This window comes from Cupriavidus phytorum (assembly GCF_003254285.1).
Classification (GTDB): domain Bacteria; phylum Pseudomonadota; class Gammaproteobacteria; order Burkholderiales; family Burkholderiaceae; genus Cupriavidus; species Cupriavidus phytorum.
Genome location: NZ_QKZN01000001.1, coordinates 1,106,906 through 1,120,233, shown reverse-complemented (window position 1 = coordinate 1,120,233; position 13,328 = coordinate 1,106,906). Strand labels below are relative to the sequence as shown.

13 protein-coding genes are annotated in these 13,328 nt (G+C 68.6%); 3 read left to right on the top strand and 10 right to left on the bottom strand.

Annotation, left to right across the window (positions count from 1 at the left end; genetic code table 11):
• Positions 1 to 18: 18 nt before the first annotated feature.
• The 6 genes from C7416_RS04830 to C7416_RS04805 form a co-directional block, all read right to left on the bottom strand.
• Positions 19 to 1,311 (bottom strand): Zn-dependent hydrolase, encoded by a 1,293-nt coding sequence (locus C7416_RS04830; protein ID WP_240988287.1) that lies wholly within the window; start codon positions 1,309 to 1,311, stop codon positions 19 to 21.
• Positions 1,312 to 1,361: 50 nt separating this feature from the next.
• Positions 1,362 to 2,066 carry an ABC transporter ATP-binding protein gene (locus C7416_RS04825; RefSeq protein ID WP_111517350.1) on the bottom strand — a complete coding sequence of 235 codons (705 nt, stop codon included), beginning with the start codon at positions 2,064 to 2,066 and terminating at the stop codon, positions 1,362 to 1,364.
• Positions 2,063 to 2,839 (bottom strand): ABC transporter ATP-binding protein, encoded by a 777-nt coding sequence (locus tag C7416_RS04820; RefSeq protein WP_111517349.1) that lies wholly within the window; start codon positions 2,837 to 2,839, stop codon positions 2,063 to 2,065. Before C7416_RS04820 ends, C7416_RS04825 begins: the two co-directional genes overlap by 4 nt.
• On the bottom strand, positions 2,836 to 3,831 hold the full coding sequence (locus C7416_RS04815; RefSeq protein ID WP_111517348.1) for a branched-chain amino acid ABC transporter permease: 996 nt from the start codon (positions 3,829 to 3,831) through the stop codon (positions 2,836 to 2,838). The genes C7416_RS04820 and C7416_RS04815 overlap by 4 nt, the downstream gene beginning before the upstream one ends.
• On the bottom strand, positions 3,831 to 4,688 hold the full coding sequence (locus C7416_RS04810) for a branched-chain amino acid ABC transporter permease (RefSeq protein ID WP_111517347.1): 858 nt from the start codon (positions 4,686 to 4,688) through the stop codon (positions 3,831 to 3,833). Before C7416_RS04810 ends, C7416_RS04815 begins: the two co-directional genes overlap by 1 nt.
• Positions 4,689 to 4,797: 109 nt before the next feature.
• Positions 4,798 to 6,000 carry an ABC transporter substrate-binding protein gene (locus C7416_RS04805; RefSeq protein WP_111517346.1) on the bottom strand — a complete coding sequence of 401 codons (1,203 nt, stop codon included), beginning with the start codon at positions 5,998 to 6,000 and terminating at the stop codon, positions 4,798 to 4,800.
• A 425-nt stretch (positions 6,001 to 6,425) separates the two neighbouring features.
• Here C7416_RS04805 and C7416_RS04800 point away from each other — a divergent pair, with 425 nt between their 5' ends.
• Positions 6,426 to 7,250 (top strand): FadR/GntR family transcriptional regulator, encoded by an 825-nt coding sequence (locus C7416_RS04800; RefSeq protein WP_111517345.1) that lies wholly within the window; start codon positions 6,426 to 6,428, stop codon positions 7,248 to 7,250.
• Between the two features lie 28 nt (positions 7,251 to 7,278).
• Here C7416_RS04800 and C7416_RS04795 read toward each other — a convergent pair whose 3' ends face one another.
• From C7416_RS04795 to C7416_RS04785, 3 genes are read right to left on the bottom strand one after another with little or no spacing between them, the layout of a single operon-like run.
• Positions 7,279 to 8,493, bottom strand: a complete 1,215-nt coding sequence (locus tag C7416_RS04795) for an aminotransferase-like domain-containing protein (RefSeq protein WP_111517344.1) — start codon at positions 8,491 to 8,493, stop codon at positions 7,279 to 7,281.
• Positions 8,494 to 8,506: 13 nt separating this feature from the next.
• Positions 8,507 to 9,529, bottom strand: coding sequence for a DUF1338 domain-containing protein (locus tag C7416_RS04790; protein WP_111517343.1), 1,023 nt, complete (start codon positions 9,527 to 9,529; stop codon positions 8,507 to 8,509).
• A gap of 52 nt (positions 9,530 to 9,581) precedes the next feature.
• The gene (locus C7416_RS04785) at positions 9,582 to 10,574 is read right to left on the bottom strand and encodes a Bug family tripartite tricarboxylate transporter substrate binding protein (RefSeq protein ID WP_111517342.1); all 993 of its coding nucleotides are present in this window, start codon (positions 10,572 to 10,574) and stop codon (positions 9,582 to 9,584) included.
• Between the two features lie 156 nt (positions 10,575 to 10,730).
• Between C7416_RS04785 and C7416_RS04780 the strand changes: the two genes are divergently transcribed.
• Complete coding sequence (locus C7416_RS04780; protein WP_111517341.1) at positions 10,731 to 11,672, top strand: LysR substrate-binding domain-containing protein; 942 nt, start codon at positions 10,731 to 10,733, stop codon at positions 11,670 to 11,672.
• Between the two features lie 20 nt (positions 11,673 to 11,692).
• Here the strand turns inward: C7416_RS04780 and C7416_RS04775 are convergent, their stop codons facing one another.
• Positions 11,693 to 12,253, bottom strand: a complete 561-nt coding sequence (locus C7416_RS04775; RefSeq protein WP_111517340.1) for a MarR family winged helix-turn-helix transcriptional regulator — start codon at positions 12,251 to 12,253, stop codon at positions 11,693 to 11,695.
• A 96-nt stretch (positions 12,254 to 12,349) separates the two neighbouring features.
• Here C7416_RS04775 and C7416_RS04770 point away from each other — a divergent pair, with 96 nt between their 5' ends.
• Positions 12,350 to 13,327, top strand: coding sequence for a Bug family tripartite tricarboxylate transporter substrate binding protein (locus C7416_RS04770; protein WP_111517339.1), 978 nt, complete (start codon positions 12,350 to 12,352; stop codon positions 13,325 to 13,327).
• Position 13,328 lies beyond the last annotated feature (1 nt).

The window sequence follows — 13,328 nt, the reverse complement described above, 5'->3', positions numbered from 1 at the left end:
GGGCAGTCCGTTCCGGTGTCATGGCCGCGTGGCGGCATCGAGCATGGCGTGCAGCAGCACGTTGCAGCCCGCCTCGAGGTGCTCGGGCCGCGCGTCTTCGATTTCGTTGTGGCTGATGCCGTCCTTGCAAGGCACGAAAATCATCGCCGCCGGGGCGACGCGGGCCAGGTAGACCGCGTCATGGCCGGCGCCGCTGATCACCTCCATGGCGGAATGGCCGAGCCGTTGCGCGCCGCCGCGCACCGCCTCGACCAGCCGCGCATCGAACGGCTGCGGTGGGAAGTACACCACCTGCCGCAGATCGATGGCGATGCCGCTGCGCGCCTTCAGCGCGGCGACCTGCGTACGCAGCGCCGCATCCATCGCGGACAGCACCGTGTCGTCGCCGGCGCGCAGGTCCACCGTCATCGTCACCTGGCCTGGGATGACGTTGCGCGAATCGGGATGCACACCCAGGCAACCGACTGTGCCGCGGCCATGCGGCGGATGATCGAGTGCGATGCGGTTGACCATGCCGACCAGCTCGGACGCCGCCAGCAGTGCATCCTTGCGCAGCGCCATCGGCGTGGGACCCGCATGCGCTTCCATGCCGGTCAAAACCACGTCGTACCAGCGCTGGCCGAGCGCGCCGGTGACGACGCCGATGGTGGTGTCGTTGGCCTCCAGCACCGGTCCCTGCTCGATGTGCGCTTCAAAGTAGGCGCCGACCGGGCGCGCGCCGACCGGCTCGGGTCCGGCATAGCCGATGGCCTGCAGCGCCTGCCCGACGCTGATGCCGTCGCGGTCGCGCTGCTGCAGCATGTCCGCCAGCGCGAACTCGCCGATGAACGCGCCCGAGCCCATCATCACCGGCACGAAGCGCGAGCCTTCCTCGTTGGTCCACACCGCGACCTCGAGCGGGGCATCGGTGACGATGCCGGCGTCGGCCAGCGTGCGCAGCACTTCGATGCCGGCGAACACGCCGTAGTTGCCGTCGAACTTGCCGCCGGTCGGCTGGGTGTCGATATGGCTGCCGGTCATCACCGGCGGCAGGGCATCGTCGCGCCCGGCGCGCCGCGCAAAGATATTGCCGATGGCATCGACGCGGACCGTGCAGCCGGCGGCTTTGGCCTCGGCAACGAAGAAGTCGCGGCCCTGGCGGTCCAGCTCGGTCAGCGCCAGCCGGCATACGCCGCCCTTGGGCGTAGCGCCGATGGTGGCCAGGCGCATCAGGGTGTCCCACAGGCGCTGGCCGTCGATGCGCAGGTCGGCGCGCGCGCCGGCGCCGGCCGCCGCCACCGCTGCCGTGCGTGCAGCTTGCAATGTCGTCATGTCATTCCTCGTCCCGGTCGGCCGGCATCGCGGCCGCCGTCATCCATGGTTCAGGCCGCCAGGCCGACGCCGAGATAGCGGTCCTTGACCGCCTCGTCGGCGCGGAAGGCATCGTTGCTGCCGGTGTAGACCACCCGGCCCTGCTCGATGATCACGTGGCGGTCGGCCAGCTGCGTGCAGACCTCGAGGTTCTGCTCGACCAGCAGGATCGGTACGCCGGCGGCCTTGATGACCTTGAGCTGCGCCACGATCTCTTCCACGATCACCGGCGCCAGCCCTTCGACCGGCTCGTCGAGCATCAGCAGGCGCGGATGGTTCATCATGGCGCGCCCGATCGCGAGCATCTGCTGTTCGCCGCCGGACAGCTGCGCGCCGCCGTTGCCGCGCCGCTCGCGCAGGCGCGGGAAGATGCGGTAGATGTCCTGCAACTGCCACGGCGAATCGCGGCGCGCGGCCAGCTTGAGGTTCTCCTCCACCGTCAGCAGCTTGAAGATGCCGCGGTGCTCGGGCACCAGGCACAGGCCCTCGGCGGCAATCCGGTGCGGCGCCAGGCCGGCAACCTCCTTGCCGCGAAAGATCACGCGCCCGCCTTTAGGCTGGACCACGCCGGCGATGGCCTTGAGCGTAGTCGACTTGCCGGCGCCGTTACGTCCCAGCAGCGTGACCAGCTCGCCTTCGCCGACCGCCAGCGATACGCCCTGCAGCACATGGCTCTTGCCGTAGTAGCCATGGATCTCCTGTACGTCGAGCATCATCCCTTGCCTCCGGTAATCATGTTGCCCAGATACGCGGCGCGCACGCGCGGGTCGCCGCGCACGGCCGCGGGCGGCCCTTCCATCAGCACCTTGCCTTGCTGCATCACCGTGACGGTGTCCGAGATATCCATGACGATGTCCATGTTGTGTTCGATCAGCACGACGGTGTGGTCCTGCGCCAGCCCGCGGATCAGCCGCTTCATCGCGCCGAGGTCGTCGACGCCCATGCCCGAGGTCGGCTCGTCCAGGAAGATCGCGCGTGGCCGCGCCGCCAGCGCCATGCCGACTTCCAGCCGACGCTGCTGGCCGTGCGACAGCGCGCCCGCCGCGCTGTCGGCGACGCGCGCCAGCTCCAGCCGTTCCAGCACCTGGTCGACCACCTCGCCGCAGGCGAGTTCGCCCACCGGCAGGCGCCATCCGCTCATGGCCTTGCGCGGCGACGTGCCCAGCGCTGCCAGGCGCAGGTTCTCCCGCACCGGCAGGCTCGGGAACAGGCTGGTGACCTGGAACGAGCGCGCGATGCCGCGTTGCACGCGCTGGTAGTCGGCTTCGGCCGTGACGTCCTTGCCGTCGAAGACGATGCGGCCGGCGCTGACTTCCTTGGTTCCGGTCAGCATGTGGAACAGCGTGGTCTTGCCGGCGCCGTTGGGTCCGATCACCGAATGGATCGTGCCCGGCATCACGCGCAGGTCGACCCCGCCCAGCGCCATGAACTTGCCGTACTGCTTGACGATGCCGGTGGCTTCAAGAATCGGTGTAGTGGCGGTGCTCATGCGCGTTCCTCCTGCGTGACGGGGGCGCGGCGCACGCCGCGCAGGCGATCCCATAGCGTGGCGCCCAGCCCCCACAGCCCGCGCTGCATGAACAGGCTGACCGCGATCAGCAGGAAGCCGAGCAGCATCAGCCAGCGCGGCCACAGCGTCGACAGCCAGTCCGCCAGCAGCACATAGAAGGCGGCGCCCAGCACCGAGGCAAAGATATTGCCGGTGCCGCCGATCACGGTCATCACCAGGATCATCTCGCTGGCGTGGTAATCGATATTGGTCAGCGGCGCGATGCCGGTCAGCATGGCGTGCAGCGCGCCGGCCAGCCCGGTGACCGCGCCGGAGACCATGAACGCCAGCAGCTTGAACGTCTTGACGTTGTAGCCGACCGCCAGCGCGCGCTCTTCGTTGTCGCGGATCGCCAGCAGCGTGCGCCCCAGCACCGACTCGGTCACGCGCAGCACCGCAAGGAAGACCGCCAGGAACAGCACCGCGACGAAACCATAGAACTGCCACGGCGATGCCAGCGGCACCAGCGCATTTCCGGCGATGGACAAGGGCGGACGCGGGATGTCCAGCAGCCCGTTGTCGCCGCCGGTGATGCCGGGCGCGGTATAGGCGAGGAAGTAGAACATCTGCGCGAACGCCAGCGTCAGCATCACGAAGTAGGTGCCGCGCTGCCGGATGGCGAACCAGCCGACCAGCGCCGCCGCGGCCGCGCCGATCGCGATCGCCAGCAGCAGCGCCAGCGGCATCGGCAGGCTGGCGCGGGTCAGCGCCAGCCCCACCGCATAGCTGCCCAGCCCGAAGAAGATGCCCTGGCCGAACGACAGCAGGCCGGTGTAGCCCAGCAGCAGATTGCACGCCATCGCGGCCATCGCGTAGATCAGCACTTCGGTGGCGAGCGTGCCGGAGCGCATCGTCAGCGGCAGCAGCAGCGTGACGCCAAGTGCCAGCCACCAGAAGCGGTAGCGCAACAGCCATTGTCTTTGCATAGCCATCATCCCCTCCCCAGCAAGCCATGCGGACGCAGCAGCAGCACCGCGGCCATGGCGACATAGATCATCAGCCGCGCGCCTTCGGGCCACAGCGTGCTCATCAGGCTCTGCACCACGCCGACCAGCAGGCCGCCCACCAGCGCCCCGGTGAAGCTGCCCATGCCGCCGACCACCACCACGATAAAGGCCACGCCCAGCGCCTCGACACCCATGAAGGGCTCGGCGCCGCGGATCGGCGCGGCCAGCACGCCGGCGATCGCCGCGGTGGCGGCGCCGAGCGCAAACATCAGGCTGAACAGCCGGAACACATTGATGCCGAGCAGCGACACCATCTCGGTGGATTCGCTGCCCGCGCGCACCGCGCTGCCCAGGCGCGTGCCTTCCAGCAGCCACCACAGCCCGATCGCCAGCAGGCCGGTAAAGCCGATCACGAACAGCCGGTACTTGGGATAGATGAAGTCGCCCCACATCACCACGCCCTGCAGCGCATCCGGCGGCGGCACGTCGACGCCGAGCGGCCCCCAGCCGACGATGATGAGCTCCTGGATGGCCAACGCCAGGCCCACCGTGACCAGGATGTGGAACTCGTGCGGCTGCGCATAGACATGGCGCAGCATGACCTTCTCGGTCAGCCACGCCAGCGCGCCGATGATGATCGGCGCGAATACCAGCGCCACCCAGAAGTTCATGCCGAACTGCAGCGCCTGGAAGCAGAGGTAGGCACCCAGCGCATAGAAGGCGCCATGCGCGAAATTGACGAAGCGCAACAGGCCGAACACGATCGACAGCCCTACCGCCAGCAGGAAGTAGAGCATGCCGATGCCGACGCCGTTGATCACCTGCAACAGATAGACGTTCATGAGTCGTACGGATGTAGGAAGCCGCCATGCTCGCGCAGCCGCGCGGCATGGTGCTCAGGGGTGCTTCAGTGTGTGCTTCGCGGGGCGATGGCCCCGCGGCGTCAGGGCATCAGGCCATCTTGCACTGGGTCTGCTCGACCGGCAGGAAGGCCTTGCCGACGCTGACGATTTCGGCGTAATCGTCCTTGTCCTTCATGCGCGACTTGGCCTTGCCCTTGAGCAGGTAGTAGTTCTTCAGCACCTGGTGGTCGGCGGCGCGGATTTCCTCCGGCCCGGTCAGGCCCTCGTACTTCATGCCTTCGAGCGCGGCCACCACGGCCTTCGGATCGGCGCTGCCGGCCTTGATCATGCCGTCGACCATGATCTTGGTGCAGATGTACGAGCCGGCCAGGCTGTAGTTGGGATTGGCCTTGAACTTGGCCTGCGTGCGCTTGACCAGGTCGCGGTTCAGCGGCGTATCGACGCCGTGCCAGTACTGCGCGCCGAAATAAACGCCCTCGCACAGGTCCGCGCCCAGCGACTCGAACTGCTCCAGCCCCGAGGCCCAGGCCAGCAGGATGGTGGTGTTCTTCTTCATGCCGAAGCTGACCGCCTGGCGCAGCGTGTCGGCGGACTGCGAGCCGAAGTTCAGGATCAGCAGCACGTCCGGCTTGGCGGCCAGCGCATTGGTCAGGTAGCCGCTGAATTCCTTCTCGGTCAGGGCGTGGTAGCTGTTGCCGACGTGCTCGATGCCCTTCTCCTTGAAGATCGCCTTGGCTGCCGACAGCAGCCCGTCGCCGAACACGTATTGCGGCGTGATGGTGTACCAGCGCTTGGCCTTGGGCATCGCTTCGATCAGCGGCCGCACGGTGCGCTCGATCGCGCCGAAGGTCGGCACCGACCAGCGGAAGGTGGCGCGGTTGCAGTCCTTGCCGGTGATCTCGTCGGCCCCCGCGGTGGTCACGAAAACGCCGCCGAACTTTTCTGCCTCCTTGCCCATCGCCAGCGATTCGGACGACAGGATGCCGCCGGCGAAATAGCGCGCCGCCTTCTGCTGCGCCAGCTCCTGCACCTTCCGCACCGCGGTGGCGGGCTTGCCTTCGGTGTCGAGCACGCTATAGCGCAGCGGCCGGCCCAGCACCTGCCCGTACTGGTCGATGGCGAGCCGCATGCCGAGGTCGGCGAACTTGCCGTTGGCGGCGAAGGCGCCCGACATCGGCACCGGGCAGCCGAATTCCAGCGCCTCGCCCGCGGCAAGAGCGCTGCGGCCATGGATCAGGGAGGTGGGGACGGCGGACAGCGCCGCCAGTTTCAGCAGGTCACGACGATTCAAGGCTCACTCCTCGTTATGTGGGGATCGGGCTGCACGGGGCGAAAGTCTGGCCACGCCATGGCCTGGCGCTGCACCGTCTCCCCGACATGCTGGTGACTTTCGCCCGGCGCCGACACTGCCCGAGCAAGAATCGAACCTGTTTATTCTATTTATACGTATAAATAGAATAGAATCATCTTAGGAGTCGGCCGGAATCGTTGTCAACAAAGGAAAGGTCAGGGTTTACGCACCCTCGGCGCATGGCGCCACGTGCGCCGCGCATGAGGCGGCGGGGGGACAGAAAGGTACGCGCTGAACCCGGCAATGCCAGCGAATCGGGCAGCATGCACGCGGCTGGGGCAAGCCGCGGCCCTGCGCCGGCGCGCTTGGCTAGAATGCAAGCGCCCAGGCCTCCATGGCTTACGGCGCATGACAAGGAAAGAGCAATGGCGATGTTTCGGGAGGGCAAGACCGGGGCCATCGAGATCCGCAAGCAGAAGCGCGCGGACCTGGTGGCGGAAGAGCTCAAGCGGCTGATTACGCAGCGCAACCTGCGCCCGGGCGACAAGCTGCCGCACGAGGTCAAGCTGCAGCAGATGTTCTCCGTCAGCAAGAGCACCATCCGCGAGGCACTGAAGTCGCTGGAGGTGCAGGGCCTGATCCGGGTCAGCACCGGACCGGCGGGCGGCGGCACGATCGTCGAAGTGCCGCTGGACCGCACCTTCCAGCTGATGCAGAACTACCTGTTCTTCAAGGACGTCGGCATTGCCGACATCTACACCGTGCGCCGGCTGCTGGAGCCGGAACTGGCCGCCGGCGCGGTGCCGCATCTGACCGATGACGATTTCCGCGCGCTGGAACGCACCATCGACCTGTGCGACCCGGCCTCGGCCGCGGCCGCGACGCCGCTGCTGGACCAGCGCCAGGAAGACCTGACCTTCCACGACATCCTGGCCGCGGCCAACCCCAACCCGATGCTGAGGTTCTCATGCGAGCTGATCAACGAGATGATCCGCCAGCTGGTGGTGTTCGGCAACGACACCCCGGCGTGCGAGCACGAGAAGTTCGGCGCGGCCAACGTCAAGTTCCACAAGCGCATCGTCGAGGCGGCACGCCAGCGCGACGCCGAGACGGTGCGCGCGCTGATGTCGGCGCATATGGAAGAGTGCACGCATTACGTCACGCGCATGAACGGTCGCGTCCATGGCCGCCTGGTGCTGGACTCCGAAATGCCGCGGCGCGGCCGGATGCTGCCGGCGGAGGACGAATGAACCGCGGACTGGCGCACCCGCTATCGCGTCAGCCGGCCGCGTCCAGGCGTGCCGCCGCCCTGTTCAGCCGCGCCACGCCTTCGGCGATCTGCTCCGGCGCCGCGCCGGCGAACGACAGCCGGAACGCGGGCCGTGCGCGGCGCTGCGCGTAGAAGCCGGCGCCGGGCACGAACAACACCTTCTCCGCGATCGCATGCGGCAGCAGCGCGGCCGCATCGTCGACGCCTTCCAGCCCTGCCCACAGGAACATGCCGCCTGCGGGCAAGGCAAAGCGGATGCGCTCGCCGAAGGCCTGCCACAGCGCCTGGGCCAGCCGGTCGCGCTTGTCGCGGTAGAACGCGATCTCGCGCTCCACCTGCTTGGGCAGGCGGCCGTCGGCCAGGTATTGCGCGACCGCCAGCTGGATCCACGGCGGCGTGCACAGATCCGACACCTGCTTGGCAATCACCGCGCGCCGGATGATTTCCGGCGCGGCCACCATCCAGCCGATGCGCAGGCCCGGCGCCAGCGTCTTCGACAAGCTGGCCAGGTGCACCAGCCACGGACGGGCATCGGGCACCTGGTCGCTCAGCGCCAGCAGCGACGGCGGTGCGGCGCCGTCGAAGCTCAGCGCGCCATAGGGATCGTCTTCGACCAGCACCACCTGGTGCCGCGCCGCCAGTTCCAGCAGCCGCAGCCGGCGCTCGGGCGACAGCGTGGCGCCGGTCGGGTTGGCGAAGGTCGGCACGGTGTAGATCAGCCGCGGACGCACCGCGCCGTCTGCCAGCATGGCCGCGAGCGCGTCGACGTCCATGCCGTGCTGGTCGGACGGCACCCCGCGCACGTCGGCGCCCGCCAGACGCAGCGCCTGCAGCGTCGCCGAATAGGTCGGCTCCTCGACCAGCACCACGCTGCCCGGCTCGACCAGCGCGCGCACCAGGAAATCAAAGCCCTGCTGCGAGCCACTGGTGACCAGCAGCTGGTCCCGCGTCACGGCGGCACCTCGCCCCGCCATCAGCGCCACCAGGGCGTCGCGCAGCACGGGTGCGCCTTCGGTGGCGCCGTACTGCAGGCATTCGGCGGGCCGCTCGCGCAGCACCTGCGCGGACGCCGCGCCAATGCCGTCGGCATCGAACAGCGCGGCCGACGGGTAGCCGCCGGCGAAGGAGATCATCTCCGGGTCCGACAGGTACTTGAACAGCTCGCGGATCGGCGAGCCTTCCGGCTCGCGCAGCGCGGGAACGAACGGGTAGGCGGCGCTCATGGTCGGGCCGGCCTCAGCATGCCGCGGCGGTCATCTTGAAGATGCCCTGCGCATTGCCTGCGTCGAAGCCCAGGTCGGTGCGCGTGACCGCCTGCGCGTCATCGACGTAGCGGTCGCGGGTGATGAACTCGTAGAACGAGCCCGGCACCTCGCGCACCACCTCGGCGCCGTCCGCGCCGACAAAGGCGCGGCGCACCGGGTCGGCGCGGAACGCGGTCTGGCGCACGCGGCCGCTGCGCGACACTTCCACCTTGTCCTTGATCGGCCGGCCCAGCCGCTTCTGCGCCTCGGCCAGCGCGAACACGTCCTCGACGCGGTCGGTGGCGTGGTTGAAGGCATTGCCCTCGGTGGCGATCCACGCCATCTCGGCCGATTCGGCCAGCAGCGCCTCGTAGTCGGCCAGCCGCGGTGCTGCATGATGGCGTTCGAAGCAGCGCGCCAGCGCCCCGATCAGCTCGCCGGCATCCGCCAGCGGTAACGACCCTTCGCGCTCGAGTTCCCACAGCAGCGCCTGCGCGCGCGGCGTCAGCGGATCGACCGAGGTCTGGAGCACGCGGCTGACCGCCTGCTGGAAGCCCGCGCTGAAGCGCTCGGGATGCAGCTCGCTGACAAAGAACTGCGCGATCTCTTCCGGCGCGTCTTCATGCGCGTACGAGCGCCCGGTCATGCCGATGCGGTCGAGCGGATAGGTGCCGTTGAGGCGGTAGCCCAGCGGGCGCAGGATGCGCGTGAAGGCGGCCTCGCCGGCGGGCAGCGCGCCATGGTCGGGCCAGCGCACGGTGCGCAGCGCGCCATGGTCGAAGTGGACCTTGCCCCCCGCTGCGGCCACGTCTTCGGTGTAGGCCTTGCCGGTCGGCACGCGCTCGAGGATGCCGTCGAACAGCACCAGGTTCAGCGCGTGGGCAATCTCGGCGCGCGACGGGCGCCCGGCTTCGCCAGCCGGCAGTTGCGCGGGCGCGCTCACCAGCGCGGACAGGCGCTCGGCGCCGCTGGCGCCAAGATGCAGGGAAACGAGTTGGTTGATGTTATTGCTCATGATGCAGGGAGGCCCATCGGCCTGATAACGAGATGAAGTTCAATGACGGCTTTCAGTCCACCGAAGCGCCGGACAGGCGCACGATCTCTCCCCACTTCTGGCGGTCTTTCTTCAGCACCTCGGCGAAGGCTTCGGGGGTGCTCGGCGCGGGTTCCGCGCCGAGGTCGCGCATGCGGGACTGCACGGCAGGATCGCCGAGCGCGCGCGCCAGGTCCTGGCTGATCTTCTGCGCCACCGCGCCGGATACGCCGCGCGGCGCCAGCAGGCCGAACCACGGGCTGGCGTCGAAGCCCGGCACCGGGCCGGCGGCGGCAACGGTCGGCACGTTGGGCAGCGCCGACGAGCGCGCCGGCGTGGTCACCGCCAGCGCCTTGAGCTTGCCGGAGCGCACGAACGGCAGCGACGCCGGCAGGTTGTCGAACATCACGTCGACGCTGCCGCCCATCAGGTCGGCAATCGCCGGGCTGCTGCCCTTGTAGGCGACGTGGCTCATCTCGGTGCCGGTCATGCGCTGGAACAGCTCGCCGGCCAGGTGCGTCGAGGTGCCGTTGCCCGCCGACGCCATATTGACGCGCTTCGGATTGGCCTTCAGGTAGGTAATGAATTCCGCCAGCGTCTGCACCTGGGCGCGCTCGGCAAACGCCGGCGACAGCACCACCACGTTGGGCACGCGCGCCACCATCGTCACCGGCGCGAAATCGGCCGCGGCGTCATAGGGCAGCTTTTTATACAAGGTGGGGTTGATGCCGAACTCGCCCACCGAGCCCATCAGCAGCGTATAGCCGTCGGCGGTGGACTTGGCGGCGACGCCGGTGCCAACGATGCCGCCCGCGCCGGGGCGGTTCTCCACCAGCACCGGTTGCTTCCATTGCAGCGCGAGCCGCTCGCCGACCAGCCGCGCCACCATGTCGGTGGTACCGCCCGGCGGATACGGCACGATGATGCGGACGGGCTTGGCGGGGAAATCCTCGGCGGCGACGATGCCGGATAGGGTCATGCCAAAGGCGAAAGTGCCGGCGGCCAGCGCGCTGAACAAGCGTTTCATTGTTGTTTTCCTGTCTACCTGATGGTTGTCGTTATGGCGGTGCCGCGATGGTGGGGGCCGCGGGACCAGGGCTGAATCATTTCTCATCAAGTTCGCCGGTTCAAGCGAGATTTCGGTATAGGATGATGACTTTATGTCATCAACTACCTTCCCGCGATGCGGCAACGCCTTCCCAGCCTTTCCAGCCTGCGCGCCTTCGAAGCCGCCGCGCTGCACCTGAACCTGCGCCGCGCCGCCGCCGACCTGTTCATCACGGAAAGCGCGGTATCGCGCCAGATTGCCGCGCTGGAAAGCCTGCTCGGCGTGCAACTCTTTCACCGCGCCAACCAGCGCATCACGCTGACCGCGGCCGGTGCGCTGTACAGCGTCCAGGTGCGCGAGATGTTGCGCAAGCTGCAGCGCGACACGCTCGAGGTGATGGCACATGAAGGCGCGGGCGGCACCGTCGAACTGGCGTGCGTGCCGACCCTGGCGGTCGAATGGCTGATCCCGCGGCTGCCCGATTTCTACGCGCGCCATCCGCGGGTGGTGGTCAATATCAGCGCCCAGTCCGACGTGTTCCTGTTCGACGGCACGCCCTACGACGCGGCGATCCACTTCGGCGAAGCGGTCTATCCCGGCGCCCGGGCGGACCTGTTGTTCGGCGAGGAATCCGTGGCGGTATGCCACCCGCAGCTGTTCGGCCGCAAGAAGCGCCTCGACGCCCATGACATCGCCCATGCGCCGCTGCTGCACCTGGCCACGCGCAGTTTCGGCTGGAAGCAATGGATGGAGGCGGCCGGCATCGACGACGTCAACGCCATGCGCGGCGCCCGCTTCGACCACCACAGCATGGTGATCGCCGCGGCGCGGGCCGGCCTGGGCATCGGCCTGGTGCCACGTTTCCTGGTGGAAGAGTATCTGGCGAGCGGGCAACTGGTGAGCCCCGTGGCCCGCTCGTTGCGCTCCACCAGCGCGTATTACCTGGTCCAGCCCGATACGCGCCCGATGAGCCATGCCATGCAGCAACTGCGTAGCTGGCTGCTGGAGGCGGCCTCGGCATTTGCCGAGGGCCAGGGCATGGGATCTGCGGGCCCAAAGTCAGCCGCGCGGGATTGAAGGCCGCAGGCGTGCGCGGCCTACTCCTTCTCCCCGCGCCACACCCGCTGCAGCTCCCACGCCGGCGCCTCGCCCGCCGGCTGCGGCAAGGCCTGGGCCTCGGCCAGCATGGCGCCGGCCCGCGCCTGCAGCTTGTCGAGGCAGCGCGACAGCACCCGCGCCTCTTCGGCCGTCAGGCAGGCGGCCAGCTGCGTATTGAAGTCACGCGCCTGCGCAAAGGCGGTGCGGTAGACCGCCTCGCCCTCCTCCGTCAGCGTGAAAGCGGCCGCGCGCCGGTCCTGCGAGCGCGTTTCCCGGCACACCAGGCCGCGCTCCACCAAGGCGTGCACGGCGCGGCTGGCCAGTACCTTGTCGAGGCCGGCGCTCTCCGCCAGTTCGGTCAGCCGCGTGCCGGGCTGCTCGCCCAGGAAGGAGATCATGCGCCATTCGCGCCGGGTCACGCCCGCTCGTGCGCGCAGGTGCAGCGCGGCCGCGCCCAGCGCGACCCGGTTCAGGTGGTAGACCCGGTAGTTGATGAAATCCGCCAGCCGCCGCGGCCGCTGCAGGCGGCTGCTGTCGCTCCCGCTGTTCTCGCGCGCCATGCCACACCTTCGATTTAGTTGACTTTGTCAATTATATCGACGGGTGTTAGCTTCCTCACCAAGCCGGCCGCCGGCGCATAACAGACAGGAGACACCGTGAGCCCCAGCAACTTCGTTCCCCGCCTTGCCGCATGCCTGCTGGCAGTCGCCGCGGCCTGGTCCGCGCCGGCCAGCGCGCAGTCGGACCGGCCGCTGCGCATCCTGGTAGGCTACCCCGCCGGCGGCACCGCCGACCTGGCCGCGCGCCTGGTCGGCGACAAGCTGCGCGAGACGCTGAACCAGACCGTGGTGATCGAGAACAAGCCCGGCGCAGGCGGCCGGCTGGTGATGGACTACGCGCGCACGCAGCCGGCCGACGGCAATACGCTGGTGGTCGCCAACTCGGCGGTGATGACCATCGCGCCGCTGGTCTACCGCAAGCTCAACTACGATATCCAGCGCGATTTCACGCCGGTGGCGCAGGCCGCCAATTTCCAGCTGGCGCTGGCCACCGGTCCTGGCAGCCCGGCGCGCACGCTGAAGGATTACGTGACCTGGCTCAGGGCCGGTGCGCAGAACAACTCCTACGCCTCGCCCGCGCTCGGCAGCATTCCGCATTTCTTCGGGCTGATGATCGGCAAGCAGGTGGGCGTCGACATGCTGCACGTGCCGTTCAACGGCTCGGCGCCGCTGATGAGCGCACTGGTCGGGGGGCAGGTGCCGGCCTCGGTCGACACGCTGGCCGACCTGACCGAGATGCACCGCGCCGGCAAGATTCGCGTGCTGGCGACCTCGGGCAAGCATCGCTCGGTGGCACTGCCGGACGTGCCCACCTTTACCGAACTCGGCTACCAGGGCATCGAGGGCGAAGGCCGCTATGGCGTGCTGGCGCCTGCCGGCACACCGCGCGCGGCGCTGGAGCGGCTCAACGCCGCCATCGTCAAGGCAGTGCAGTCGCCCGACGTGCGCGACCGATTCCTGAAGCTGGGGCTCGAACCCGCCACCGGGTCAGCCGAGGCCTTCGCCGGCGTGCTGAAGGCCGACGCCGCCAAATGGGCGCCGGTGGTCAAGGCATCGGGCTATACCGGCGACTGAC